The sequence below is a fragment of the Mycolicibacterium wolinskyi genome, from assembly GCF_002101965.1.
In the GTDB taxonomy this organism is placed as follows: domain Bacteria; phylum Actinomycetota; class Actinomycetes; order Mycobacteriales; family Mycobacteriaceae; genus Mycobacterium; species Mycobacterium wolinskyi.
On sequence record NZ_LQQA01000032.1, the window covers coordinates 178,295 to 203,819 of the forward strand.

General features: G+C 66.9%; 30 protein-coding genes. 18 read left to right on the plus strand and 12 right to left on the minus strand.

All coding sequences use genetic code 11. From position 1 onward, the window contains the following. Window positions 1–78: 78 nt before the first annotated feature. A complete protein-coding gene (locus AWC31_RS30015; RefSeq protein ID WP_085148198.1) occupies window positions 79–375 on the minus strand; it encodes a hypothetical protein in 297 nt (98 codons plus the stop codon). Between the two features lie 125 nt (window positions 376–500). Here AWC31_RS30015 and dapB point away from each other — a divergent pair, with 125 nt between their 5' ends. The 5 genes from dapB (at window position 501) to AWC31_RS30040 (ending at window position 3,599) form a co-directional block, all read left to right on the plus strand. Beyond that, a complete protein-coding gene (gene dapB / locus AWC31_RS30020) occupies window positions 501–1,238 on the plus strand; it encodes a 4-hydroxy-tetrahydrodipicolinate reductase (protein WP_085148201.1) in 738 nt (245 codons plus the stop codon). Beyond that, window positions 1,235–1,702, plus strand: coding sequence for a hypothetical protein (locus AWC31_RS30025; protein ID WP_085148204.1), 468 nt, complete (start codon window positions 1,235–1,237; stop codon window positions 1,700–1,702). Before dapB ends, AWC31_RS30025 begins: the two co-directional genes overlap by 4 nt. A 50-nt stretch (window positions 1,703–1,752) precedes the next feature. Then, on the plus strand, window positions 1,753–2,154 hold the full coding sequence (locus AWC31_RS30030) for a flavodoxin family protein (RefSeq protein WP_110775343.1): 402 nt from the start codon (window positions 1,753–1,755) through the stop codon (window positions 2,152–2,154). Between the two features lie 301 nt (window positions 2,155–2,455). Further along, the gene (locus AWC31_RS30035; RefSeq protein WP_085148210.1) at window positions 2,456–3,004 is read left to right on the plus strand and encodes a hypothetical protein; all 549 of its coding nucleotides are present in this window, start codon (window positions 2,456–2,458) and stop codon (window positions 3,002–3,004) included. A 139-nt stretch (window positions 3,005–3,143) separates the two neighbouring features. Next, a complete protein-coding gene (locus tag AWC31_RS30040; protein WP_085148212.1) occupies window positions 3,144–3,599 on the plus strand; it encodes a hypothetical protein in 456 nt (151 codons plus the stop codon). On the opposite strand, the gene AWC31_RS30045 is transcribed toward AWC31_RS30040, so the two are convergent. Then, window positions 3,593–4,513 carry an HpcH/HpaI aldolase/citrate lyase family protein gene (locus tag AWC31_RS30045; protein ID WP_085148216.1) on the minus strand — a complete coding sequence of 307 codons (921 nt, stop codon included), beginning with the start codon at window positions 4,511–4,513 and terminating at the stop codon, window positions 3,593–3,595. The two genes, AWC31_RS30040 and AWC31_RS30045, sit on opposite strands and share 7 nt — an antisense overlap. A gap of 45 nt (window positions 4,514–4,558) precedes the next feature. Next, entirely contained in the window at window positions 4,559–5,296 is a 738-nt protein-coding gene (locus AWC31_RS30050; protein WP_085148219.1) for an alpha/beta fold hydrolase, read from the minus strand. 42 nt (window positions 5,297–5,338) lie between these two features. Here AWC31_RS30050 and AWC31_RS30055 point away from each other — a divergent pair, with 42 nt between their 5' ends. The 5 genes from AWC31_RS30055 to AWC31_RS30075 all read left to right on the plus strand — a co-directional run bounded on the left by AWC31_RS30055 (window position 5,339) and on the right by AWC31_RS30075 (window position 9,247). Beyond that, entirely contained in the window at window positions 5,339–6,139 is an 801-nt protein-coding gene (locus AWC31_RS30055) for a thymidylate synthase (RefSeq protein WP_085148222.1), read from the plus strand. Continuing rightward, window positions 6,136–6,612 (plus strand): dihydrofolate reductase, encoded by a 477-nt coding sequence (locus AWC31_RS30060; protein ID WP_085148224.1) that lies wholly within the window; start codon window positions 6,136–6,138, stop codon window positions 6,610–6,612. Before AWC31_RS30055 ends, AWC31_RS30060 begins: the two co-directional genes overlap by 4 nt. 90 nt (window positions 6,613–6,702) lie before the next feature. Continuing rightward, window positions 6,703–7,425, plus strand: a complete 723-nt coding sequence (locus AWC31_RS30065) for a hypothetical protein (RefSeq protein WP_085148226.1) — start codon at window positions 6,703–6,705, stop codon at window positions 7,423–7,425. Between the two features lie 8 nt (window positions 7,426–7,433). After that, window positions 7,434–8,033: a TetR family transcriptional regulator C-terminal domain-containing protein gene (locus tag AWC31_RS30070; protein ID WP_165766082.1), complete on the plus strand. Its 600-nt coding sequence runs from the start codon at window positions 7,434–7,436 to the stop codon at window positions 8,031–8,033. A 14-nt stretch (window positions 8,034–8,047) separates the two neighbouring features. Further along, on the plus strand, window positions 8,048–9,247 hold the full coding sequence (locus AWC31_RS30075) for a winged helix-turn-helix domain-containing protein (RefSeq protein ID WP_085148230.1): 1,200 nt from the start codon (window positions 8,048–8,050) through the stop codon (window positions 9,245–9,247). Here the strand turns inward: AWC31_RS30075 and AWC31_RS30080 are convergent. Further along, window positions 9,227–10,636, minus strand: coding sequence for an APC family permease (locus AWC31_RS30080; protein ID WP_085148232.1), 1,410 nt, complete (start codon window positions 10,634–10,636; stop codon window positions 9,227–9,229). The genes AWC31_RS30075 and AWC31_RS30080 overlap by 21 nt on opposite strands. A 33-nt stretch (window positions 10,637–10,669) precedes the next feature. Continuing rightward, the gene (locus AWC31_RS30085; RefSeq protein WP_085148359.1) at window positions 10,670–11,596 is read right to left on the minus strand and encodes a proline iminopeptidase-family hydrolase; all 927 of its coding nucleotides are present in this window, start codon (window positions 11,594–11,596) and stop codon (window positions 10,670–10,672) included. 70 nt (window positions 11,597–11,666) lie between these two features. Between AWC31_RS30085 and AWC31_RS30090 the strand changes: the two genes are divergently transcribed. Then, on the plus strand, window positions 11,667–12,452 hold the full coding sequence (locus AWC31_RS30090) for a FadR/GntR family transcriptional regulator (RefSeq protein ID WP_110775334.1): 786 nt from the start codon (window positions 11,667–11,669) through the stop codon (window positions 12,450–12,452). Between the two features lie 27 nt (window positions 12,453–12,479). On the opposite strand, the gene AWC31_RS30095 is transcribed toward AWC31_RS30090, so the two are convergent. Then, the gene (locus AWC31_RS30095) at window positions 12,480–12,974 is read right to left on the minus strand and encodes a nitroreductase/quinone reductase family protein (RefSeq protein WP_085148236.1); all 495 of its coding nucleotides are present in this window, start codon (window positions 12,972–12,974) and stop codon (window positions 12,480–12,482) included. Window positions 12,975–13,093: 119 nt separating this feature from the next. Between AWC31_RS30095 and AWC31_RS30100 the strand changes: the two genes are divergently transcribed. Next, on the plus strand, window positions 13,094–13,918 hold the full coding sequence (locus tag AWC31_RS30100) for a helix-turn-helix transcriptional regulator (RefSeq protein ID WP_085148239.1): 825 nt from the start codon (window positions 13,094–13,096) through the stop codon (window positions 13,916–13,918). Between the two features lie 11 nt (window positions 13,919–13,929). On the opposite strand, the gene AWC31_RS30105 is transcribed toward AWC31_RS30100, so the two are convergent. Together AWC31_RS30105 and AWC31_RS30110 are read right to left on the minus strand one after the other, a co-directional pair. Then, window positions 13,930–14,505: an acyl-CoA-like ligand-binding transcription factor gene (locus AWC31_RS30105; RefSeq protein ID WP_085148243.1), complete on the minus strand. Its 576-nt coding sequence runs from the start codon at window positions 14,503–14,505 to the stop codon at window positions 13,930–13,932. Further along, a complete protein-coding gene (locus AWC31_RS30110) occupies window positions 14,502–15,968 on the minus strand; it encodes an FAD-dependent oxidoreductase (protein ID WP_085148244.1) in 1,467 nt (488 codons plus the stop codon). The genes AWC31_RS30105 and AWC31_RS30110 overlap by 4 nt, the downstream gene beginning before the upstream one ends. A gap of 88 nt (window positions 15,969–16,056) precedes the next feature. On the opposite strand from AWC31_RS30110, the gene thyX reads away from it, so the two are divergent. Genes thyX through AWC31_RS30125 form a run of 3 tightly spaced genes read left to right on the plus strand, consistent with a single transcriptional unit; the run spans window position 16,057 to window position 19,457 of the window. Further along, window positions 16,057–16,809: an FAD-dependent thymidylate synthase gene (thyX, locus tag AWC31_RS30115; RefSeq protein WP_085148247.1), complete on the plus strand. Its 753-nt coding sequence runs from the start codon at window positions 16,057–16,059 to the stop codon at window positions 16,807–16,809. Window positions 16,810–16,863: 54 nt separating this feature from the next. Continuing rightward, window positions 16,864–17,772 (plus strand): 4-hydroxy-tetrahydrodipicolinate synthase, encoded by a 909-nt coding sequence (gene dapA / locus AWC31_RS30120; RefSeq protein WP_207626453.1) that lies wholly within the window; start codon window positions 16,864–16,866, stop codon window positions 17,770–17,772. Between the two features lie 8 nt (window positions 17,773–17,780). Next, window positions 17,781–19,457, plus strand: a complete 1,677-nt coding sequence (locus AWC31_RS30125; RefSeq protein ID WP_085148362.1) for a ribonuclease J — start codon at window positions 17,781–17,783, stop codon at window positions 19,455–19,457. Here AWC31_RS30125 and AWC31_RS30130 read toward each other — a convergent pair. The 3 genes from AWC31_RS30130 to AWC31_RS30140 are packed head-to-tail and all read right to left on the minus strand — an operon-like array spanning window position 19,454 to window position 21,017. Beyond that, on the minus strand, window positions 19,454–19,879 hold the full coding sequence (locus tag AWC31_RS30130; RefSeq protein WP_085148252.1) for a hypothetical protein: 426 nt from the start codon (window positions 19,877–19,879) through the stop codon (window positions 19,454–19,456). The two genes, AWC31_RS30125 and AWC31_RS30130, sit on opposite strands and share 4 nt — an antisense overlap. Beyond that, entirely contained in the window at window positions 19,876–20,703 is an 828-nt protein-coding gene (locus AWC31_RS30135) for a mycofactocin-coupled SDR family oxidoreductase (RefSeq protein ID WP_085148255.1), read from the minus strand. Before AWC31_RS30135 ends, AWC31_RS30130 begins: the two co-directional genes overlap by 4 nt. Continuing rightward, window positions 20,703–21,017 carry a putative quinol monooxygenase gene (locus AWC31_RS30140; protein ID WP_085148258.1) on the minus strand — a complete coding sequence of 105 codons (315 nt, stop codon included), beginning with the start codon at window positions 21,015–21,017 and terminating at the stop codon, window positions 20,703–20,705. The genes AWC31_RS30135 and AWC31_RS30140 overlap by 1 nt, the downstream gene beginning before the upstream one ends. A 159-nt stretch (window positions 21,018–21,176) precedes the next feature. Here AWC31_RS30140 and AWC31_RS30145 point away from each other — a divergent pair, with 159 nt between their 5' ends. Next, window positions 21,177–23,714: an FtsK/SpoIIIE family DNA translocase gene (locus AWC31_RS30145; RefSeq protein WP_207626454.1), complete on the plus strand. Its 2,538-nt coding sequence runs from the start codon at window positions 21,177–21,179 to the stop codon at window positions 23,712–23,714. 113 nt (window positions 23,715–23,827) lie between these two features. Here AWC31_RS30145 and AWC31_RS30150 read toward each other — a convergent pair whose 3' ends face one another. Next, entirely contained in the window at window positions 23,828–24,349 is a 522-nt protein-coding gene (locus AWC31_RS30150; RefSeq protein ID WP_084356691.1) for an amino-acid N-acetyltransferase, read from the minus strand. A gap of 42 nt (window positions 24,350–24,391) precedes the next feature. On the opposite strand from AWC31_RS30150, the gene pgsA reads away from it, so the two are divergent. Then, a complete protein-coding gene (pgsA, locus tag AWC31_RS30155) occupies window positions 24,392–24,997 on the plus strand; it encodes a CDP-diacylglycerol--glycerol-3-phosphate 3-phosphatidyltransferase (protein ID WP_067851082.1) in 606 nt (201 codons plus the stop codon). Beyond that, on the plus strand, window positions 24,975–25,463 hold the full coding sequence (locus tag AWC31_RS30160; protein WP_085148365.1) for a CinA family protein: 489 nt from the start codon (window positions 24,975–24,977) through the stop codon (window positions 25,461–25,463). The genes pgsA and AWC31_RS30160 overlap by 23 nt, the downstream gene beginning before the upstream one ends. The last annotated feature ends 62 nt before the right edge of the window (window positions 25,464–25,525 follow it).

Below are 25,525 nucleotides of genomic sequence, written 5' to 3' on the forward strand. Positions count from 1 at the left end.
CGAACTCGCACTGCCGTAATACAAGCGTGGCCGGATCTGGCCACTGAACAACGGTCACTCCTAGGATCCGCACCACCGTCACAGCGCGAACGGTGTACGTCGACGTGTCCTGCTGAGCTGCGCCCGATCGCCACGAGGGCGTCGTGGTTGCAGCGCCTCCGGCGAGGATTTCGCCCCGATCGCGGCCGGGGTCGTGGACTCCGAGAGCGCACTGATCGCGGCATGCTCGACCACCGGCACCAGATTGCGGACCTCTTGGACTCCCGCACACACCTCCAGCAGGTCGGCTTCGGGCAGCGACCCCCAGGGCAGGCCGCGCACCCCGGCGAGAGCCGCGCGTAACGCCGCGAGCCGGTCCGCCACCAAGGAATCCATGCATCGAACACTAGTTCGAATCACCGACAAGAAAACGTCAGTTGTGACTGCCGAGACCAAAGTGGCCAAAGATTTTCGCGACGTGCGCGAATGACGCGTACCGCCCGCGCAGTAGGCTCCCTGCCATGCGAGTCGGTGTTCTGGGTGCAAAGGGCAAAGTCGGGGCGACCATGGTGCAGGCGGTCGAGTCCGCTGAGGATCTGACGCTGTCAGCCGGAGTCGACGCCGGTGACGAGCTCAGTTTGCTCACGGAGTCGCAAACCGAGGTGGTCATCGACTTCACGCATCCGGACGTGGTGATGGACAATCTGAAGTTCTTGATCGACAACGGCATTCACGCCGTCGTCGGCACCACCGGGTTCACCTGGGAACGCATCGAACAGGTCGAGGCCTGGCTGAAGGACAAGCCGGAGGCCGCCGTCCTGATCGCGCCGAACTTCGCGATCGGGGCGGTGCTCTCCATGCATTTCGCCAAGCAGGCCGCCCGGTACTTCGAGTCCGTCGAGGTCATCGAACTCCACCATCCGCACAAGGCCGATGCGCCGTCCGGCACGGCGGCGCGCACCGCGAAGTTGATCGCGGAAGCGCGAAAAGGGTTGCCGCCCAATCCCGATGCGACGAGCACCGGCCTGGAGGGTGCCCGCGGCGCCGACGTCGACGGTATCCCGGTGCACTCGGTGCGGCTCGCCGGTTTGGTGGCCCATCAGGAGGTGCTGTTCGGAACTCAGGGGGAGACTCTGACGATCCGCCACGACAGTCTGGACCGATCGTCGTTCGTGCCGGGCGTTCTCCTGGCCGTGCGCAAGGTCGGCGAACGGCCGGGTCTCACCATCGGTATTGAGCCCCTGCTCGACCTCTCGTGAGCGAGAGCGCGCGGTCGCTGCGCATCCAGCTGCTGATCGGCTTCATGTGTCTGGCGCTGGTCGTCTACTTCCTCATGCTGGGCCGCACCGCGCTGGCGTTCATCACCTCGGGAGAACCTGCGGCGATCGGGCTCGGGTTGGCATTGCTAATCTTTCCGTTGATCGGCGTCTGGGTGCTGTTCTCGACGTTGCGGGCCGGTTTCGCTCATCAACGCCTCGCCCGCCTCGCGCGGGAACGGGGGATGGAACTCGACGTCAGTGCGTTGCCGCGCAGGCCATCTGGGCGTATCGAGCGCGACGCGGCCGACGAGCTGTTCGTCACGGTCAAGACCGAACTGGAAGCCGATCCTGACAACTGGGTGCGGTGGTACCGCCTGGCACGCGCGTACGACTACGCGGGTGACCGCACCCGGGCCCGCGAAACGATGCGCACGGCGGTGCGGATGCAGGAACAGCAGTCGTGAGTAAGACCCTGCTCGTCGTTCACCACACGCCGTCCCCGGCCACCCAGGAGATGTTCGAGGCTGTCGTGGCCGGTGCGACCGATCCCGAGATCGAGGGTGTGGAGGTCGTGCGACGGCCGGCGTTGACGGTGTCGCCGGTCGACATGCTGGCGGCCGACGGTTACCTGCTGGGCACGCCGGCGAATCTCGGTTATATGAGTGGCGCCCTCAAGCACGCCTTCGATGTTTGCTACTACCCGTGCTTGGACGCGACCCGCGGCCGGCCGTTCGGTGTCTACCTCCACGGCAACGAAGGCACCGAAGGGGCGGAGCGGGCCATCGATTCGATCACCGCGGGTCTGGGTTGGGCGCGCGTGGCGCCAAACGTCGTGGTGTCGGGGAAGCCGACCAAGAGCGACGTCGAGTCGTGCTGGGAACTCGGCGCCACGGTGGCTGCACATTTGATGGAATGACCCCGGCCGGCATCAGCAAATAACGGGCACGGCTACCAGCAAGTGATGCCGCTGGAGATCACACGCACCAGACAGCGCGTTTACGACATAGTTAATTAAGTCGCCTCACTATTTGTTGTCGCTCGCAAATTTGCCTCGCGATTTGGGTTTAGCGTTTTGTGCGCCGTGGAAGACCGGCGTGGGGAGCAGTGGCGTACATCACGTTCGGCAGGGCCGACTCTGCCGCCGAGGGTCACTGACAAGGGGCTACGTCGGGGGTCGGTTACTGCTGCCTTCAATTGGAGAAGAACGGAGCGGACCCATGACGTCACGCCTGCTGCGGCTGCTCACCCTCGTGGTGGCCGTCGCAACTATCGGCCTCGTTGGAGGAGTCTCGCCGAGCATCGTATCGGCCGAACCCCCTGACCGGGGGAATGAAGAGACCGTCCAGGTAAGAGGCACCGGCCCCAACGGGGAGAAGTTCAACGGTCGGTTCACGGCGCAGAGCGCCAAGGAGGGGCCGGGCGGTGAGCGACCGTTGGCCGTCACCGGCCAGCTGACCGGAAAGCTCGTGAGCCCCGGCCAGGGGCAGGAGACAGCCCAGGATGTCAATCAGACCGTCGACATGCCCGCGCTCATCCAGCAGGCGACGTGTGAGGTGCTGACCCTGGTGCTCGGGCCGCTGGACCTCAACCTGCTCGGATTGATGGTCCATCTGGATCAGGTCGTACTGGAAATCACGGCCGATCCCAGTGGTGGGCTTCTCGGGCAGCTCTTGTGCAGCCTCGCCGGTGGATTGCCCGCACCCCCGAATCCGTTGCAGCCGATCATCGATCTGCTCAACCAGATTCTCGGCCTGCTGGGAGGGTAGACATCTGAAGTAGTCCGAGTGTCACCGCCCGTATCCCGACCAGGGATACGGGCGGTGCAATTACGCTCGGCGGCTTGACCCGGTCGCCGCACCGCCGTATGGATTGTGGTGCAACTCAGTCAGCGGACTTAGGAGAGCCATGCCGGGGATAGCCGAACTCGCACTTGGCGCTGCGCCGATCGCCGGGGGTGCGATGCTCGGGGTGATCGCGGGCAATCTCAAGCCGCCGGATGTGCGGGGCATGATCGCCAAGGACATGGATCTGCTGGAACGGCTTCCGGCCGAAGACGTCGAATTGCGTGCCCGGCTCAAAGCCAACATCGACGAGCGGATCAGCGATCTGATCGCGGCCGGTGAGCGCAGCCGCGAACTCCGCGAGGCGGCGATGTCCTACCGGGGGAACTGGCGCGACATCGTCGTTTTCGTCTGCGCGGTGCTGTTCACGATCGTCTGGTGGAACGTCAGCCACAGCAGGGCCAATTGGCTCGTCATGTTCATCGCCATGATCATCGTGTCGGTGGCGGCGGGCATCTATGCCGGCAGAGGCGTGCTACGGGCAGTGCGGACGTTCCTGCGCCGCAACGACGCTCAGTAGTGATACGTGTCGGACGGGGCCGGCACGTGGTCCGGGTCGTCGGTGTACTCGGGCTCGTGAATGCCGTATGCCTTGGCCAGATCCAGGATCTTGTTCGCGCGGGCGATGCGCGGCAGGTCTGAACCGTTGCGGATTTCGCCGCCGTCGCGCTGAAACTCGGCGAAAAACTCCTTGGCCCAGCTGATTTCGTCTTGCGAGGGCGACAGGCCTTCGTTGACGGTCGGGCATTGGTCCGGGGTCAGGCAGATCTTTCCGGTCATGCCGAACTCAGCCGACACCGCGGTGGCTTCAGACAGTTTGAGCGCACTGGAACCCACCGTGGGTCCGTCGATCGCACTGGGTAGATGTGCGGCCTTGGCGGCGATCGTAAAACGCGAGCGGGCGTACGCCAGGGTCGCGGGGTTGTCGCCGAATCCGGTGTCGCGGCGGAAGTCTCCGATGCCGAACGCGAGCCGGAAGGTGCCTTTCGCCGCAGCTATCTCGGTGATCCGCTCGAGTCCGCGCGCGGTCTCCACGAGCGCGACGATCGGGATGTTCGGCAGCCGTTTGGCGGTCTCGGTGACGTGGTCGACGGATTCGACCATGGCCAGCATGATCCCGCCGACGGACGTGCCGGTGAGCATCTCCAGATCGTCGGCCCACCACGGGGTGCCGAAACCGTTGACCCGGACCCAGTCGCTGTTGCCGTCGGCCAGCCAGCGGGTCACGTTGTCGCGGGCCGCCACCTTGTCCTTGGGCGCGACGGCGTCCTCGATGTCGAGCACGACGATGTCGGCGCGCGACCGGGCGGCCGGTGCGAACCGCTCGTACTGCGCACCGTTGACCAGCAGCCAACTGCGGGCGAGTACCGGGTCGATACGGAACCCCGGATCCGCTCCGGCGTCTGGGTCATTGGTGACGGGCTGGTCGTACACGGGGTCAATCGTCGCCTACGGCCCGGCCGCCGGGCAAAGCAGGGTTCAGCCCAGGCGGGCGCCGAAGAAGCTCTCCATCGCTTCCCAATGCTGCTTGGCGGCTGCCGCGTCATACGGCGCGTTGTCGGGCACTGCGAAACCATGTGCGGCGTCGTACATTTCGATGGTGTGCTCGACGCCCGCGGCGGACAGTGCCGATTCCAGCGTCTTGGCGTGCTCCGGGGTGAACGACGCGTCGTCCTTGGCGCCGCCGACATAGACGGCGGCCTGGATCTTGTCGGCCAGCAGATGCGGGCTGCCCGGATCGTCCGAAGCCAGTCCACCGCCGTGGAACGACATGGCGGCCGCGACGCGCTCGGGCACGCGACCGGCGACGACCAGTGACGTGCGACCGCCCATGCAGTAACCCGTGGTGCCGAACTTGCCGTCGACGACCTCGGGACGTTGCTCCAGATAGTCGAAGAACGCCGCGGCGTCGGCGGCCATGATGTCGGGGGTGACCTTCGAGATCATCGAGAACAGCCGGGCCCGCTCGTCCTCGTCTTTGAACACCGTCGCCATCTCGAACGGCGCCCAGCCCGCGTCGCGGTAGTACACGTCGGGTACCAGCACCGCATAGCCTTCGTCCGCGAGCTGGGTCGCCATCTCGTCGAACGTGGCCCGGGCACCGCCGGCGTCGGGGTACATGACCACACCGGGCCACGGCCCACTGCCGTCGGGCGTCGCGAACGTGACGGTGCAGGTGCCGTCGGGCGTGCTGATGGAGTCCTTGATGGTCGGCATGGCTTCCGTTCTACTCCTAGGCGCTGCACGTAAGCTGAGCGAGTGCCGATCCCGACGCCCTACGAGGACCTGCTGCGCCTGGTGATGGAGCGCGGGACGCCCAAATCCGATCGCACCGGCACCGGCACCCGCAGCCTGTTCGGCCACCAGATGCGATACGACCTCGCCGCCGGCTTCCCCTTGATCACCACCAAGAAGGTGCACACCAAGTCGGTCGTCTACGAGCTGCTGTGGTTCCTGCGCGGCGACTCGAACGTTCGATGGCTCCAGGAGCACGGAGTCACGATCTGGGACGAATGGGCAAGTGAGACCGGCGATCTGGGCCCGGTCTACGGCGTGCAGTGGCGGTCGTGGCCGACTCCGTCAGGCGACCATATCGACCAGATCAGCAATGCGCTGGAGCTGCTAAGACGCGATCCGGATTCACGCCGCAACATCGTCTCGGCGTGGAATGTCGGTGAGATCCCGCAAATGGCGCTGCCGCCGTGCCACGCGTTCTTCCAGTTCTATGTGGCCGACGGCAAGCTGTCCTGCCAGCTCTACCAGCGCAGCGCCGACCTGTTTCTCGGGGTGCCGTTCAACATCGCCAGCTATGCGTTACTGACGCACATGATGGCCGCGCAGGCCGGCCTTGGCGTCGGCGAGTTCGTCTGGACCGGTGGTGACTGCCATATCTACGACAATCACGTCGAGCAGGTGAACCTGCAACTCAGCCGGGATCCCAGGCCGTACCCGGAACTCGTTCTGGCGCCGCGTGATTCGATCTTCGAGTACGCGTACGAGGATGTGGCGATCGTCAATTACGATCCGCATCCCGCGATCAAGGCCCCAGTCGCCGTATGACCGTCGGTCTCATCTGGGCGCAGTCGGGCACCGGCATCATCGGCCGTGACAACGGCATCCCGTGGCGGCTTCCCGAAGACCAGGCCCGGTTCAAGGAACTCACGCTCGGCCACACCGTGGTGATGGGCAGGCTCACGTGGGAATCGCTGCCGGCCAAGGTTCGCCCACTGCCGGGGCGGCGCAATGTCGTCGTCACCCGCGATGCCGCGTACCGCGCCGACGGGGCGGACGTGGTCACCGGCCTGCCCGACGACCTGGACGGTTGGGTGATCGGCGGCGCGCAGATCTACGCCATGGCACTGCCGATCGCCGACCGATGCGAGGTCACCGAGATCGACATCGATCTGCCGCGCGACGATCATGACACGCTCGCCCCCGTCCTCGACGAAACCTGGGTGGGCGCCACGGGCGAATGGCAGACCAGCAGCTCCGGCCTGCGATACCGGTTCTGCACTTATCGGCGCGAGCTGTAGTCAGTGAGGTCTTTGGATAGTTCTCACGCCGCACGGAATAAGACGACCGGTCACTTTGTCTGAATGTGCACCACGACGAAAGGGTGCGACATGAAACTTCTGGACGAGGTGCTCGGCGCCTACGGCGGTGCCGATCGGTGGCGTGAGGCTACGTCGATCACGATCCACCAGCAGGTCGGCGGTGTGCTGTGGCCGTTGAAGGGTGTGGACGGCATCATCAACGACTCCACGGTGCGCATCGATCTCCATGAGCAACGCGCCTGGCATCGACCGCTGCCTCGTCCGGGATTCCGGTCGTCGTTTCGCCCGGCGGCCGTAGCCATCGAAACCGATGTGGACAACCCCGAGGTCGTCGAAACCTTGGCTGCCCCACGTGACTCGTTCGCCGGTCACACCCTCGAGACGCCATGGTCACATCTGCAGCTGGCCTACTTCGCCGGTTATGCGATGTGGACCTACTTGTCGGAACCCTTCTCGCTGACCCTGCCGGGCGTCGAGACCGACGAACTGGGCACCTGGGCCGAGGACGGGCAGAAGTGGCGTCGGCTGGGCGTCCGTTACCCCGACAGCATCGCCACCCACAGCCGAGATCAGGTGCTGTATGTGGATTCCGACGGACTCCTGCGCCGCCGTGACTATCAAGTCGACATCGCCGGCGGTTCGCCGGCAGCACACTACGCCGATGACCATCGCGAGTTCAGTGGGCTCGTGTTACCTGTGAAGCGGGTGGTCTACGGGCGCGACGCGAACGGGCGTCGGATCCCGGAACCGATCACTGTCACCATCGACATCGACGATGTGACCATCGAGTGAGGAGTACCGTGCCCAAGCCGAGTTTGCGCGACGCGCTCCTGGACGCCGCGTTCGACCAATTGCATGCCGGTGGCTACTCCGCAACCGGTGTTGCGGCGATAGCGGCGGCCGCCCACGCCCCGAAAGGCTCGTTCTACAACCACTTTCGGAGTAAAGAAGCGCTCACGATCGAGGTTCTCGAACGGTACGGACGGACCCGTCGGCTGGATCTACTGGCCGACGATGCGGTGACGCCGACGCAGCGTATCCGCAACCACCTCGCGCATCTGAGGCAGGATCTGGCCGCCCACGATTACCGTCGCGGATGCATGTTCGGAAACTTCGCCGCAGAGAATCCGGCAGTGGCGCCCACCGTCACCGCCACGGTTGCCGCGTCGTTCGATGCTTGGCGCGGAGCCTTGGCCGAGGCAATCCGCGCCGGCCAGGTCGCCGGCGAGTTCGATTCCGGGATCGACCCGGTGAATGCGGCGGAGTTGATCGTCGACGCCTGGGAGGGTGCGGCTCTACGCGCCAAGGGCCTCGGCGACGGTGCACCTGTCGACAATGTGATCGAGTTCGTGTTCGGCCGCGTCCTCGTACCGCCTTCCGACAACTTGTCGGTGGGTTGAGGAACGATGACGGGGTGGCCACTCTCACCACCGCACAGGCCCGTCGCGTCGCCGTCGCCGCGCAGGGGTTCCACGAGCCCCGGCCACGCGGCCCGGTCACTCGCGCCCATCTGCGCCGATTGATCTCGCGCATCCAAGTGCTGCAGCTGGATTCCGTTTCGGTTGCCGTACGGGCGCATTACGCGCCGGTCTTCAGCCGGCTCGGGCCGTATGGCCGTGACGTGCTGGACCGCGCGGCCTGGGCGCACAGCGCCCGGTCGCCGCGGCTTTTGGTGGAGTACTGGGCACACGAGGCCGCGTTGATGGCAGTCGAGGATTGGCCGCTGTTGCGCTGGCGCATGCGCGAGTACACGCATGGCAGGTGGGGGACCGAGATCGTCAAGAAGAATCCCAAGCTTGCCGAGGACATCGTCGCGGCCGTCGCCGAGTTGGGGCCGTCCACGGCCGGCCAGATCGAGGCGCACCTGGAGGCTGAGCCGCGTGGCCGCAAGGGACCGTGGTGGGACCGTAGTGAGACCAAGTGGGTGGCCGAAGCGCTGTTCGCCGCCGGGGTGTTGACGACGGCGACGCGCGTGGGCTTCGCCCGTCACTACGACCTCGCCGAGAACGTGTTGCCGCCCGAGGTGCTGGCGCGCGAAGTCGGTGAGGACGAGGCCATCCGTGAGCTAACCCTGCGCGCCGCCTCCGCGCTCGGAGTCGGCACCGAAGCCGACATCCGCGACTATTTCCGGCTCGGCGCCAAACAGGTCAAGCCCGCGATCGCCAAACTCGTCGCGGACGGCGAACTGGAGCCCGTCGACATCGACGGCACCCCGGCGTACCTGCGGGCCGGCCAGATCGTGCCGCGCCGCGACCGCGGCACGGCGCTGCTGTGCCCGTTCGATCCATTGATCTTCTTCCGTCCCCGCGTCGAGCGGTTGTTCGGATTCCACTACCGCATCGAGATCTACACGCCGGCCCCGAAACGCCAATTCGGTTACTACGTATGGCCGTTCCTGCTCGACGGCGAGTTGGTGGGCCGCGTGGACCTCAAACGTACCGACGCCGCATTGCAGGTGCTGGGCGCATACACCGAAGACGGCCAGGACCGGTCGCGCGTGGCGACGGCCCTGGCCGCTGAGCTGACGTCGATGGCCGGCTGGTTGGGGGTCGACGCGGTCGAGGTGGGCGACCGCGGTGACCTCGCCGGTCCGTTAGGCTCGGTCCTCGGCTAGCTCGGGCACCCGGCGGCCGCGAACCATGTTGGCGCCGAACACGATCGCGCCGATGATCAACCACACGATGCCGCCGATCTTGGCCAGTGCGTCGGCGTTGATCAGCACGTAGGCGATGATCACGAAGCCGACCGCCGGTACCACGAGATGCAGCAGGTAATTCTTCGACTTCTTGCGCACGATGTAGAACCAGATGACCGACGCGTGCAGCATGCAGAACCCGAACAGCGCGCCGAAGTTCACCAGTGAGGAGATCAGGCCGATCTGGCCGACGAAGAACAGCACCAGCACGAGGCTCAGCGCGCTGACGACGAGGATCGCGGCGAACGGCACCTTGCGCGCGCTGATCGTGGACAGGATCGCGGGCAGCTGGCGGTCGCGGCTCATCGAGAACAACAACCGGCTGGTCGCGGCCTGGGCGGCCATCGCGTTCGCGAAGCCGACCGCCAAGACGTTGACGACGAAGAACGCGTTCATCCACCCGGTGCTCGACGCGGCCTGCACCAGCAGGAAGAAGGCGTTGCCCACCTCGTCGTCGCCGAACGACGCCCGGCCGCCGGCGAGCAGGCTGGCCAGCCACGTCTGGGTGATGAACAGGAAGGCCACGACGAACAGCGCGATGATCATGGCGCGGCCGGCCGGGTTCTTCTTGCCCGTCGACTCCTCGGCGAGAGTCGAGATACCGTCGAAACCAAGGAAACTCAGCACCGCGATGGACAGTGCGGCCGCGATGAGCGGGGCGTTGACCACCTCGGAATTCCAGATCGGCAGCGTGCTCCAGCCGACGTCGGGGAGTGACTGGCCGTTGATGGCCCGCACCGCGATGATGACGAACAGCACCACGAACACGAGCTCGACCGCGAGGAACACCCGGTTGACGATTTTCAGCGACCCGACCCCGAGCAGGTTGATCACGGTGTTGACGACGACGAAGACGATCGCCCACACCCAGCGTGGCGTCTCGGGGAACAGACCCACCATGGATTCGGCGGCGAAGACGTACAGCAAAGTCGGGATCAGCAGGTAATCGAGAAGGATGGCCCAGCCGGCGAAGAAGCCTAGCCCGGGGTGAATGCCCCGGCCCACGTAGGCGAACACCGACCCGGCGAGCGGGAACGACTTGGCCATCTGGGCGTACGCCAGCGCGGTGAACACCATCGCGATCAGGCCGATGAGATAGACCAGCGGCACCATGCCCGATGCGCTGTTGTAGACGGTGCCGAAGATGGTCCACGGGGCGATCGGCACCATGAAGACCAAGCCGTAGACGACGAGGTCGACGGTCGAAACCGATCGGCTCAATTCCTGTTTGTAGCCGAAGGATTCGAGACTGCGCTGCCCTTCACCGGTGGTGAGGGGGCCGGTGGCCGGGCCTGTTTCAGTTGCCATGGCGATCCTGTCGGGTCGAGTGGAAGGTGGATGTCAGACCCGGGCGGCGGCCAGATCGTGCTGCTGCAGGAATTCCGCGATCACGGCACGGAACTCCTCGGGTTTTTCGAGATGGGTGCAGTGGCTGGTGTCGGGGAAGACGTGACTGCGAACGTCGGGAATGAGCTCGACGTAGGGTTGCCAGGTGGCCGGCGTGGCCTCGTCGAACTCGCCGGCGACGACGAGCACCGGCGCGGTGATGGACGGCAGCCGGTCGACGATGCTCCAATCGCGCAAGGTGCCGATAACGTGAAATTCGTTGGGGCCGTTCATCGTGTGGTACACCGTCGGCTCTGCCTCCATCTGTGCCTCGCTGTCGGCGAAGTCCTGGGGCATCGGGTCGGTGCGGCAGACGTGGCGCCGGTAGAACTCCTGCGTCGCGGCGAGATACTCCGGATCGGTGACGGTGCCGTCAGCCTCGTGGCGTTGCAGTGCCGACTGAATCTCCGGCGGCAGCTGGGCCCGGAGCTCGGCGGCGCCCTCGACCCAGAGCTGCATCGAGGCGGGGGAGTTACAGATCGCCAAGGACACCAAACCCGCGGGCGCGGCCACGGCGATCTCGGCGCCGAGCATGCCGCCCCATGATTGCCCCAGCACGTGGTAGCGGTCGATGCCCAGGGCCGTGCGCACGGTGTGGAACTCCTCGACGAACAGCTCCGGAGTCCAGAACTCCGCGGGCGCATCGGGGAGGTGGGTGCTGCTGCCGCAGCCGAGTTGGTCGTAGTGGATGACGGTCCGCCCGGTTTCGTCGGCGATGGCCGCGATGTTGGCGACGTAGTTGTGGGCCATGCCGGGCCCGCCGTGCAGGACGAAAAGCGGCAGCGCGTCGGGCTTGGCGTTTTCGGGCGTCGTGACCTGAACCCAGGTCTCGTATTCACGGAAAGGCACCATGCGGGTGGATCGAGACATGCGGGACAGCATGAAGCGGTAATGGTCTCGCCGCAAGACCATTAATCAGTTTTTAACAATTGGCTTCGATACTGTGTGCACCATGGGGGAACCGGACCGGCAGATGGCCCAACCCGCCGGCGCGCGGGGCCTGCTCGAGCGCGAACTCGAGATCCCCTCGCGCGTCGACGAGATCACCGACCGGCTCGTCACGGCCATCGCCGTCGGCGAATATCTGCCCGGTGCGCGACTTCCCGCCGAACGCGAACTCGCCGCGTCGTTGCGCGTGGGCCGGATGACGGTACGCGCGGCGCTCGCCCGGCTCGTCGAGCAGGGCCTGGTGGAGACCCGTCGCAGCGGTCGCGGCGGTGGGACCTACGTGCTGCAGCAGTGGCCGGAGTCGTCGACAGCCGCGGTCGGCCGGACGCTGACCATGCGGGCCCACGAACTGCGGGACCGATGCGATGCGATCTGCCGCATCCACGGCGCGGTGTGCCGGGCCGCGGCGGAGGCCCGGACCGACCGCGACATCGCCGTGCTGCGCGAGCGCCTCGAGGTCTATCGGGACGCGGCCAGTGGTCTGGCGTCTCAGCAGGCCGACAGTGCGCTGCACCTGGCGATCATGGATGCCGCCCGCAACCCGGTGCTCAAGCAGGTGCTGCTGGACTTGGAGGCCTCGGTGAGCATCGGCGCTCCCGCCCACCTGTGGGGCGAGCCGGAAACCATGCCGGACATGGAATTACGGGCATTACGTGACCACGAGGCGCTCATATCGGCGATCGCCGACGGCCGTGCTGACGACGCCGAAGCGCTGGCCCGCACCCACGTCGCGATCGACTACGAGCACATCTCGGCGGCGATGCGCCGCGCCGGGGTGCTCGCGGACTAAGGCTCCGGTCGCGGAGAGGCACGCAATCTAGGTTCGGTGAAGCTCGAAGAGTGGGATCACTCGGTCGGGCTTCGGGTAGCCGGCTACGCGGGGGCAGAGTTCAGCGATCCTCGCGTAGAGGACATCCCGCTCTTTGCCCGTGATCTCGCGCGCTACGACGTTGTACGACGATGTGCCGATCTCGACGTGCCCGGCCGGATTGGCGCGAAGATTGTGCACCCATGCCGGATTCTGTGGAGCTCCTCCTCGGGTGCCCAGGATGAGCATCCGTCCGTCAACGGTGAAGTATTCCAGTGGGGTCTGACGACGCAGGCCAGATTTGGCGCCCGTCATTGTCAAAAGCACCACGTTGGAGTCCGCGAACGGACCACCCACTCTTCCGCGATTGGCGCGAAACTCTTCGACGACCGCAGCATTGAAGGCCCGCAGGATGTCGGGATCCGCCTGCGTTTCGGCATAGGTGGGTATCCGCGGCACCTTCGATTCGGAGTGCTCGTTGGGCGTCCGGTCGTCGTTCGTCATGGCTCCACTGTCGGCGCGTCTGCCTCGCCCGGTCCAGGCCTGACCGCACCCAGGTAACCCTCAACCGGGGTACTGCGAGACCTATGGTCGGCTCGGCCCTGTCGCGCAATGTTGAAGAAATGAGCAAGTCCGAACTGGGCGAGTTCCTGAAGGCGCGCAGGGCAGCGGTTTCGCCGAGCTCAGCTGGAATACCGGACACCGGCTCGCGTCGGCGGGTTCCCGGGCTCCGACGTGAGGAAGTCGCCGCCTTGGTCGGGTTGTCCACCGACTACTACGTCCGGCTTGAGCAGGGCCGAGGTGGCCGACCGTCGGAGTCCGTTCTCGAAGCGATTGCGGCGGTGCTTCTGCTCGACGACACCGAGCGCGAGCACCTCCGCCACCTCGCCCATCCGCGCCGCCGCGCACAGTGGGTGGCGCCCGAACGCCTTGACGCGGCGACGCGCGCGTTCATCGACACGCTGACGGTGCCGGCACTCGTCATGACGGCCAGCACACAGGTCGTCGGATGGAACGACCTCGCCCGCCGCGTGTTCGGGGATTTTGCCGAACACCCACCCCACGAGCGGAATACGGCATGGCTCCTGTTCTGTGACGATGATGTCGCGGCCAGACACCGCGATTGGGAAGCATCAGCCCGCGACACGGTCGGAATGCTCCGCATGGCCGCCGGACGCAACCCCCACGATCCCGCGGTGACGGCCCTCGTGGACGAGTTGTCAGTGCACAGCCTGACATTTCGGAAATACTGGGGCGAGCACCACGTCTACGAGAAGTCGACCGGACTCACGCAATTGCGACATCCCGAGGTCGGCGACATCGACCTGACCTTCATCGCCTGGGCAACCCCGGCGACACCCGATCAGATCCTCGTCACCTACACACCCGAGCCGGGATCTGTGTCGGCCGACGCCGTCGACCGGCTGGCGGTAAAGATCACCTGTTGACGACCAGGAACTCAGCGGACGGCGTCGCGCAATGCCGCGAATGCCTCGTCGATCAACGCGACGAGATCTTGGCCGTCGGCGCCGGCCCATGCGGTGATCGCCGGCGCGGCCGTGGCCAGCGCAGCCGAGGCTTGCACGACGCAGCGCAAGTCCGGCGCCTGCAGACCCGCGCGGCGGGCGAGTGCCCGGGCGAACAGATCCCGGGTCTCGTCCTGCGCCAGGGTGTTTCGGGCCCGCAGTGTCGGATTCGCCATGATCAGGCGAGTGCGCTGCAGCAGCGCGCCGTGATCGGTGGGCAAGATGGCTTGCAGCCCGGCCCGGATCGCGCGATGAATCGCGGTCAGGGGCGGTTCGTCGGCGGGCCTGGCCGCGATCAGATCCTCGATCAGGGGGTCGTACTCGTCGTACTCGACGACCTCCTCCTTGCGGGGAAAGTACCGGAAGAAGGTCATGTGCGAGACGCCGGCCGCTGCGGCGATATCTTCGACTGTCGTTGCGTCGTAGCCCTTTTCGGCGAACAGCCGTAACGCATGGTCCTGAATGGACTGACGCGTCGCGGCCTTCTTGGCGGCCCGCCAGTCCGTCATGGCCGGCCCAACGCGGTGTCGAGCCAAGCCCGCAGTGCGGCCGGATCCGAGCCGCGCCAGGCCAGGTGTCCGTCGGGCCGGATCAGACGTGCGTGCGAATCGTCGGAGCCGTCGTCGTGCAGCGCGACCACGGCTCCGAGTCGGTCGCGAGCCACGTCGGCGTACGCGGGCGCGCCGAGCACCGCCCAGGACGGGCCGAGTGTGTCGTAGAGCCGCACAGCCGACCCGTCGGCGGATACGCAGTCGCGGTCCGGAACGCGGTCTCCGGGGCGTATACCGGGCAACCACCGAGACGCACCCCACGGGCCACGGCGGTACGAAACTTGAAGCTGTGAAGCCTTTTCCGCGATCAGCCGCCGCATCCACGTCCGGTTCAGCAGGGGTATCGCGACGTGGTCGCGGATCAGCCGGGCGGCTCGGCCCTGCCCGGCCACGATCTCGGTCAGACTGCTCGTCGTTTTCAACACATCGCCGGCGATGGGGCGTCGTTCGGCCTCGTAGGTGTCGAGCAGCCGCGCATCGGCGCGGCCGGTGACCACGAGCGCGAGCTTGAACGCCAGATTCTCGGCGTCGCCGATGCCGGTGTTCATCCCTTGACCACCGAACGGGCTGTGGATGTGTGCGGCATCGCCGGCGAGCAGCACGCGACCGCGCCGATAGGTGTCGGCGAGTCGGCGCTGGATCCGGAACGACGACGTCCAGACGACCGAGTCGATGGCGGCGTCGGCCTCCTCGGCGAGCCGCGATCCGAGGTAGCCCGCGATGTCGTCGGGTGCCGGATTGTCGGGCATGTCCGGGGAAGCCGGCGTCATCAGCCGCCAGAGATCGTCACCGGGCAGCGGGAATGCGGCGAGCAGTTTCCGGCCGCGCGCCCACGCGGTCGCGCCGTCCCGGGTCTGATCGATTGCGGCATGGACATCGGCCAGCAAAAAGCGTTCGATGATCGGCACCCCGGGAAACCCGATACCGGCCGCCTTGCGGACGACGCTGTGCGCGCCGTCGGCACCGACGACCCAGCCGCAGCGCACGTCGGAATCCCCGGCCCGCACCGCCACACCGTCTGGCTCGGTAGCCAGCCCGGTCACCGGCATACCCCACTCGACGGTGCCGCCGAGTGCGGTCAGTCGGTCCCGCAGCGCGCCCTCGATGTCGGCCTGCGACATCAGCAGGGCAGCGGGCCCGTGCAGGCGCGCGGGCCGCCCGATCGGCAGGCTCGCCAACGGCCGGCCGTCCACGTGGACGGTCACCCGCTCGACGGGCAACCCGTGTTCCGGAAGATGGCCCAGCGCGCTCAGCCGATCGAGCACCTCGACTCCGCGGGGCTGCAAGCCGAGCGCGCGCGATGTCACGGCGGGCCCGTCGGCCTTGTCGAAGACGCGTACCGCGACGCCGGCTTCCTGTAGGGCGCAGGCCGCCGCCAGGCCGGTCGGCCCGGCTCCCACTACGACGACATCCGGTGTCATATCAGCTCCTGATGTTAGTTACTAACATGTTAGGGGACTAACATTGATTGGACAAGGCGCGATCAGGTCAGCCCGTTAAGGTGAGGCCGTGGCCGAGATCGCGCCCCTGCGCGTGCAACTGATCGCCAGGACCGAGTTCCAGGCGCCGCCGGACGTCCCATGGGACACCGACGCCGACGGTGGATCCGCGCTCGTGGAATTCGCCGGCCGGGCCTGCTATCAGAGCTGGTCGAAGCCGAATCCGAAGACCGCGACCAACGACGGCTACATCCGCCACATCATCGATGTCGGGCACTTCTCGGTGCTCGAGCACGCGTCGGTGTCGTTCTACATCACGGGGATCTCCCGGTCTGCCACCCACGAGTTGATCCGGCACCGGCACTTCTCCTACTCGCAGCTCTCGCAGCGGTACGTGCCCGAAAACGATGCCGAGGTGGTGGTGCCACCGGGGTTCGAGGACGACCCGGAGCTGGTCGAGCTCTTCTCGGCGGCCGCCGATGCGAGCCGCGCGGCCTACACGGAGTTGCTGTCGCGGCTCGAAGCCAGGTTCGCGGACCAGCCCAACGCAGTGCTGCGCCGTAAGCAGGCCCGGCAGGCGGCCCGAGCGGTCCTGCCGAACGCGACCGAAACGCGCATCGTCGTCACCGGCAACTACCGGGCGTGGCGCCATTTCATCGCCATGCGGGCCAGTGAGCACGCCGATGTCGAGATCCGCCGGCTCGCCATCGCGTGCCTGCGTGAACTGGTCGCCGTCGCACCTGCGGTGTTCTCGGATTTCGACATCTACACGCTGGCGGATGGCACAGAGGTGGCAACCTCCCCGTTGGCCACGGAGGCTTGACGGAGTGGCCCATCGGTATCGCGACAGAAGCGTGACAACGACCAGGTAATCTTGGTGCCCGTGAGCACCAGCGCAATTGACGTAACCGCCCAGTTGGGCACCGTGCTGACCGCGATGGTTACGCCTTTCAAGCCCGACGGCTCACTCGATCTCGACGCTGCGGCCCGGCTCGCGGCACATCTCGTGGATTCCGGATGCGACGGGCTCGTGCTGTCCGGCACGACCGGTGAATCCCCGACCACCACCGACGACGAGAAGATCGCGCTGCTGCGCACGGTGCTCGAAGCCGTCGGTGACCGGGCGCGCATCATCGCCGGTGCGGGAAGCTACGACACCGCACACAGCGTGCACCTGGCCAAGGCTTGTGCCGCGGAGGGCGCGCACGGACTGCTCGTCGTGACGCCGTACTACTCGCGGCCGCCGCAGGCCGGCCTGATCGCGCACTTCACGACGGTGGCCGATGCCACCGAGCTGCCGGTTCTGCTGTACGACATCCCACCGCGCTCATCGATCCCCATCACCTGGGACACCATGCGTACGTTGGCCAGGCACCCGAACATCGTGGGCGTCAAGGACGCCAAGGGCGATCTGCCCGGCGGTGGGCAGATCATCGCCGAGACCGGTCTGGCGTACTACTCCGGCGACGACGCGCTCAACCTGCCGTGGCTGGCCATGGGAGCGGTCGGCGTCGTCAGCGTCTGGGGTCATCTGGCCGCCGGTCAGCTGCGAGACATGTTGTCGGCGTTCAACTCCGGTGACATCGCCACCGCCCGCAAGATCAACGTCGCGCTTGCACCGCTGGCGGCCGCGCAGGCGCGGCTCGGTGGCGTGACGATGTCGAAGGCGGGGTTGCGGTTGCAGGGCTTCGAAGCCGGTGAGCCGCGGTTGCCGCAGATCCCCGCGACCGCCGACGAGATCGAGGCCTTGGCTGCCGATATGCGAGCCGCGGCGGTGCTCAGGTAGTGACGGTAGTGAGCGCCGAATTCGCGCCGCCCGCGCCTCTGGCTCCAGGAGGTCTGCGGGTCACCGCACTGGGCGGAATCAGCGAGATCGGCCGCAACATGACCGTTTTCGAGCATCTCGGCCGATTGCTCATCGTCGACTGCGGAGTATTGTTCCCCGGGCACGACGAACCCGGTGTCGACCTGATCCTGCCGGACCTGCGCCATATCGAGCATCGCCTCGACGATGTCGAGGCACTGGTGGTCACGCACGCCCACGAGGACCACATCGGCGCGATCCCTTTTCTGCTCAAACTGCGGCCCGACATCCCGGTGGTGGGCTCGAAGTTCACCATCGCCCTGATCCGGGAGAAGTGCCGCGAACACCGCATCAAACCGGTGTTCGTCGAGGTGGCCGAGCGGCAGAGCAGCACCCACGGGGTTTTCGAATGTGAGTACTTCGCGGTCAACCACTCGATTCCGGGATGTCTTGCCGTCGCCATCCACACCGGTGCGGGCACGGTGCTGCACACCGGCGACATCAAGCTCGACCAGCTGCCGCTCGACGGTCGCCCGACCGACCTGCCGGGGATGTCGCGGCTCGGTGATTCGGGCGTGGACCTGTTTCTCTGCGACTCCACCAATTCCGAGCATCCCGGGGTCAGCCCTTCGGAGAGTGAAGTCGGCCCGACGTTGCACCGCCTGATCCGCGGGGCCGAGGGCCGGGTGATCGTGGCCTGCTTCGCGTCGAATGTCGATCGCGTGCAACAGATCATCGACGCCGCCGTGGCGCTCGGCCGTCGCGTGTCGTTCGTCGGCCGGTCCATGGTGCGCAACATGGGCATCGCGCGCGAGCTGGGATATCTGCGGGTCGACGACACCGACATCTTGGACATCGCCGCGGCCGAGATGATGCCGCCGGACCGGGTTGTGCTGATCACCACCGGAACTCAGGGCGAGCCGATGGCCGCGTTGTCCCGGATGTCGCGCGGTGAGCATCGCAGCATCACGTTGACGGCCGGCGATCTGATCATCCTGTCGTCCTCACTGATTCCCGGCAATGAGGAAGCCGTCTACGGCGTGATCGACTCGCTGGCCAAGATCGGTGCCCGCGTGGTCACCAATGCTCAAGCGCGCGTGCATGTTTCCGGCCACGCCTATGCCGGCGAACTGCTGTTCCTGTACAACGGCGTGCGGCCGCGCAACGTCATGCCGGTGCACGGAACGTGGCGACATCTGCGGGCCAACGCCGCGCTGGCCGCCCGCGCCGGGGTGCCGCCGGAGAACATCGTGCTGGCCGAGAACGGGGTCAGTGTGGACCTCGTCGCGGGCCGGGCGTCCATCTCCGGAGCCGTCACGGTGGGCAAGATGTTCGTCGACGGCCTGATCACGGGTGATGTCGGTGATGCCACGCTCGGCGAACGGCTCATCCTGTCTTCGGGTTTCGTGGCCGTGACGGTTGTGGTGCATCGCGGTACCGGACGTCCCGTCGGCCCGGCGCATCTGTATTCGCGTGGGTTCTCGGAGGACCCGAAGGCGCTCGAGCCCGCGGCCCGCAATGTGGAGCGCGAGTTGGAAACCCTGGCCGCCGACAACGTCACCGATCCGACGCGGATCGCCCAGGCGGTGCGCCGCACCGTCGGCAAATGGGTCGGGGAGACATACCGCAGGCAGCCGATGATCGTGCCGACGGTCATCGAGATCTAGGCCGACAACAACAGGATTCCGCCGGTCGACAGGGCGATGACCTTGACGGCCTCCAACGCGACGTACGCGTAGTGCGCGTGCGAACGCGGCGCATCGCTGCCGGACAGCACGGCGTCCGATCGACGCGTGAGACGGGGCCGCACCGCGAGCAGTTGCGCGGCCAGCGCGACCACGGCGACCGCGAACGCGACGTTGACCGACGTTGCCGGAGGATCGGCGGCGAGCGCAATCGAAATCGCCACGGCGAAAAGGATTTCGAGGCTGTTGAGGGCGCGGAACACCAGCCTTCCGATACCGAGCCCGATCTGCAGCGTCACCCCCGGCGCCCGGAACTTAAGCGGGGCCTCCAGAAATGAGATCGCCAGCACCATACCGAGCCACACGAACGACACGGCCACGATGACGGCTGCGGCCGGGCTCATCGCTTGTTCACGATGCCGGCGTCGACCGGAAGTGTCACCCCGGTGACATAACGCGCCTGATCGGACACCAGCCAGGCGACCGCGTTGGCGATGTCCTCGACCTGAACCACCTGCACGGGCAGCGCATTTCCGAAATCCGTCGGGGCGTTCAATTCCTCGGCCACGTGCTTGAGCCACTGCCTGGTGAACTCGTTGTTGATCATCGGCGTGTCGACACCGGTGGGATGGATCGAGTTCACCCGGATGCTGTGCGGGGCAAGGAAATTGGCGTAGGCGCGCATCAGGCCGACCACGCCGTGCTTTGCGGCCGTGTATCCCAGCGATCCGCGGTCACCGCCGCCGACGCCGATCAGGCCGGCCGCCGAGCTGATCAGCACGATGGACCCGCCGTCGCCCTGCTCGACCATTGTCGGGATCGCGACCTCGACGGTGTGGTGCACGCCGGTGAGGTTCACGTCGACGACATCACGCCAGCCGTCGGCACCCGACTGCATCGGGGCGATGCCGGCATTGGCGACCACGATGTCGAGGCGGCCGAGCTCGTCCACCCCGGCCTGAAGGGCGGTGGCGAGCGCCGCCTCGTCACGCACGTCGGCCTGGCCCGCGACGATCCGTGAACCGGTGTCCTCGACGAGTTTGACCGTCTCGGCCAGATCGTCCGGCGTCGCCATGGGGTAGGGGACCGAGGCGATCTGGTCGCACAGGTCGACCGCGATGATGTCGGCCCCGTCGGCGGCCAGCCGGATCGCCTCGGCGCGGCCCTGACCGCGCGCGGCACCGGTGATGAACGCGACCTTGCCGGTGAGGGGACCGTCGGTGGGCATTAGGGCCGAAGCTGGCCCTTGGCCGGGTCTCCGGCGACCACCGGCTGCAGGACCTTGATGTCAGGCGCGCCGTCGAGCAGTTCGCCGACCGTGCCGAACAGTGTGCCCACCGCGGGTGCCGAGCTGTGGGTCTTGAGTGCGTCGGCGTCGGCCCACTGCTCGACGAACACGAACGTCCCGTCGGCTTCGTGCAGCGAATAGAGGTCGCATCCGGGCTCGTCGTGCACCGCCTCGATGGCTTTCGTGCAGGCCGCACGTACCGCGTCGACGGACTCGGGCTTGGCCTTCATGGTGGCGACGACGACAACAGGCATATGCGCAGAACTCCTCGATGAGTGCCAAAGCTGGACGAGTGTCCACCCTACCCACAAACGGGCCCGATTCGGTTCGCATAACTAAGTTGTTATCGATACCAGTCTGTGACCCGTGTGGCAGATGGTGAATATGGGGCCTATGCGACTAGGCTTGCGGGCATGGCTAACAAGACAGCCGCCCGATCCGGAGCGCGTTCGAGCAGGTCAAAGGCCGGCTCGCAGGGCGGGTCCCGGCGTCAGTCGCCGGCCCGGCCAGCCCCGCCACGGCGCAAGCCTGCCCGTCGGCCCCACGCTTCGCCGGTGGCCGTCGCGGGTCAAAAGCTCGGCCGTGGCGCCCGCGCCGGCTGGCTCATGCTGGCCAAGGGGGCAGGGTCGACGGCCCGCTCGGTCGGACGCGCGCGCGAGATCGAGCCCGGCCATCGCCGTGACGGCATCGCCCTGGCCCTCCTCGGCATCGCGGTCGTGGTCGCCGCGAGCTCCTGGTTCGATGCCGCCCGGCCAGTCGGAGCCTGGATCGACACGTCCCTGCGCACGCTCGTCGGCGGCCCCGTGGTGCTCGTCCCGATCGTGCTCGGCGTCATCGCCGTAACCCTCATGCGCACCGAACCCGATCCGGAATCGCGCCCGCGCCTCATCCTCGGCTCGGCGATGATCGCGCTCCCGGCGCTGGGCCTGTGGCATCTGTGGTCGGGTTCGCCTGCCGACCCCATCGCCCGCCAGCACGCCGCGGGCTTCATCGGCTTCGCGATCGGCGGGCCGCTGTCCGACGGGCTCACGCCATGGATCGCCGCGCCGCTGCTGTTCATCGGCGTCCTGTTCGGCCTCTTGCTGATCACCGGCACGACGATCCGCGAGGTGCCGTCGACCCTGCGCGCGATGTTCAGCACCCGCGCATTCCGTGACGACGACGAGTACTACGACGAATACGACGACGAGTACGCCGAGGGCGAGCCCGACGATTTCTCCGACGGCTACTACGACGCACCGGCCGAGGACGAGGCCAAGACCTGGCCGACCGCGGCCATCGAGGCGCCCAAGCCGGCAGGCACGCCGATGGACAACTATCCCCTCGAGGACGCCCCGACTGTTCCCGAGCCGGCCGTCAAGCCCCGCCGCAAGAAACCGGAAGCCGCCAAGCCCGCGAAGAAGCCCGACGAGACGTTGGTGCTCGACCGCGTCGTCGAGGGGCCGTACGTCCTGCCGTCGCTCGACCTCCTGGTGGCCGGGGACCCGCCGAAGCTGCGGACCGCCGCGAACGACCAGATGACCGACGCGATCACGTCGGTGCTCGAGCAGTTCAAGGTCGACGCCGCGGTCACCGGTTGCACCCGCGGCCCGACCGTCACGCGTTACGAGGTCGAACTCGGGCCCGGCGTCAAAGTCGAGAAGATCACCGCGCTGCACCGCAACATCGCCTACGCGGTGGCCACCGAGAGCGTCCGCATGCTCGCCCCGATCCCGGGCAAGTCGGCCGTCGGCATCGAGGTGCCCAACACCGACCGCGAGATGGTCCGGCTGTCGGACGTGCTCACCGCGCCGTCGACGCGCCGGGATCACCACCCGCTCGTGATCGGCCTCGGCAAGGACATCGAGGGTGACTTCGTCTCGGCCAACCTGGCCAAGATGCCGCACCTTCTGGTGGCCGGTTCGACCGGCTCGGGCAAGTCGAGCTTCGTCAACTCGATGCTGGTGTCGCTTCTGGCCCGGGCCACCCCGGAAGAGGTCAGGATGATCCTGATCGACCCCAAGATGGTGGAACTCACGCCCTACGAAGGCATCCCACACCTCATCACGCCCATCATCACGCAGCCGAAGAAGGCGGCCGCCGCGCTCGCCTGGCTGGTCGAGGAGATGGAGCAGCGCTACCAGGACATGCAGGCATCGCGCGTGCGCCACATCGACGTGTTCAACGAGAAGGTGCGGTCGGGCGAGATCACCACCCCGCTGGGCAGCGAGCGGGTCTACAAGCCCTATCCCTACATCATCGCGATCGTCGACGAGCTCGCCGACCTCATGATGACCGCACCCCGCGACGTCGAAGACGCCATCGTCCGGATCACGCAAAAGGCGCGTGCCGCCGGCATTCACCTGGTACTCGCCACGCAGCGGCCGTCGGTCGACGTCGTCACCGGCCTCATCAAGACGAACGTGCCGTCGCGGCTGGCGTTCGCCACGTCGTCGCTGACCGACAGCCGCGTCATCCTCGACCAGGCCGGTGCCGAGAAGCTCATCGGTATGGGCGACGGACTGTTCCTGCCCATGGGCGCCAACAAACCCATCCGCATGCAGGGCGCGTTCATCACCGACGAAGAGATCCACGCCGTCGTCGCGGCCACCAAGGAACAGGCCGAGCCCGAATTCGTCGAAGGCGTCACCAAGGCCAAGCCCAGCGGCGAGCGCACCGACGTCGACCCCGACATCGGCGACGACATGGACGTGTTCCTGCAGGCCGTCGAACTCGTGGTGTCGTCGCAGTTCGGCTCCACCTCGATGCTGCAGCGCAAGCTACGCGTCGGCTTCGCCAAGGCGGGCCGGCTCATGGACCTCATGGAGACCCGCAACATCGTCGGCCCGTCCGAGGGATCCAAGGCCCGCGAGGTGCTCGTCAAGCCCGACGAGTTGGCGGGCACGCTCGCGCTCATCCGCGGTGGCGCCGATGCCAACGGAGCCGACGCCGACGACGACGAGGAGTTCTGAGGCGGGCTCGAACGGGCCTCAGCGCTCGGCTCAGCGCTCGAATGTCACGCTGGAGTGGCTGCCGCACCCGGCAGCCACTCCAGCGTGACAAACGCGGCCAGAGCAGCAGAACGCTAGAGCGTCAACAGCATTCGGGTGTTGCCCAAGGTGTTGGGCTTGACGTAGGAGAGGTCGAGGAACTCGGCCACGCCGGTGTCGTAGGAACGGCACATCTCCTCGAACACCTCGGCGGTCACCGGTGTCCCGTCGATCTCCTCGAAGCCGTGCCTGCTGAAGAACTCGACCTCGAACGTCAGCACGAAGATCCGTTGCAGATGCAGGTCGCGCGCGACGTCCAGCAATCGCTCCACGAGTAGATGGCCGACGCCGGCGCCGCGGACCTTCGGATGCACCGCGACCGTGCGCACCTCGCCGAGATCGGACCACAACACGTGCAGTGCACCGCAGCCGACGAGTTCGCCGTCGAGTTCGGCGACCCAGAATTCCTGGACCGCCTCGTAGAGCGTGACGAGGTTCTTCTCGAGCAGGATTTTGCCTGCATAGATGTCCACGAGGCCTTTGATCGCGGGAACGTCAGAGGTGCGGGCGCGGCGCACCACGGGGCGATTGGCCGCTTTTGCACTGCCTCCGTTCACAGGTGGAAGAGTATCCGTTCCGGCAACCGATATTCTGTTGCGGTGCCGGGGCAACCTTCTACCGATCCGGTGGTCCCGCGTGCGCGCGTGGCCAACCTCGCCAACGTGCTCACCGGCGTGCGACTGGTGCTCGTTCCGGTGTTCCTGGTGCTGTTGTTCGTCGACGGCGGTCATGAAACCGGTTGGCGCCTGGCCGCTTTCGCGGTGTTCGCGGTCGCGGTGATCACCGACCGGTTCGACGGGGCGCTCGCGCGCAGCTACGGGATGGTGACCGAGTTCGGCACCCTGGCCGACCCGATCGCCGACAAGCTGCTGATCGGCTCGGCGCTGATCGGGTTGTCGATGCTCGGCGATCTGCCGTGGTGGGTGACCGTGGTGATCCTCGCTCGTGAGATCGGAATCACGGTGCTGCGTTTCGCGGTGCTACGTCACGGGGTGATCCCGGCCAGCCGCGGCGGCAAGCTCAAGACCCTCGTGCAGGCGGTTGCCATCGGGTTGTTCATCCTGCCGTTGCAGGCATGGCCCGACATCTGGCTGACCGTGGCCTGGGTGATCATGTGGGCCGCGGTGGTGCTGACCGTGCTCACCGGAGCCGACTATGTGATTTCGGCGATCAGGGATTCACGTGGACGACCCGCTCGTAACTGACGACGCACGTGCGCTCGTCGCCGATCTGACCGTGCGCGGCCAGAGTGTGGCGACGGCCGAATCCCTCACGGCCGGGCTGTTGGCGGCGACCTTGGCGGGTGTGCCCGGTTCCAGCGCCGTGCTGCACGGCGGGCTGATCACCTACACCGAGGACACCAAGATCTGGCTGGCCGGTGTCGCGCCGCAGGTGCTCGACGCCGTCGGCCCGGTCGCGGGTCCCACGGCCCGCGCGCTGGCGGTCGGCGCCCGCCAGCGGTGTGCGGCCACCTGGGGCGTCAGCCTGACGGGCGTGGCCGGCCCGGAGGCGCACGGCGGGCATCCGCCCGGCACGGTGTTTCTCGGCCTGGCCGGGCCGGTCGACACCGAGGTGGTCGAGCTGGCGCTGACCGGTTCCCGCTGGGAGATCCGTCGGGCCGCGGTCGACGAGGCCGTCGCACGGTTGCGTGCCCTCGTCCGGCGTCAGTGAGTTCGAGCCGTCGGGAACCTTCGCGGTGGGTGTCAGCGTTCTGCAGATAGCGAATCCGCGCA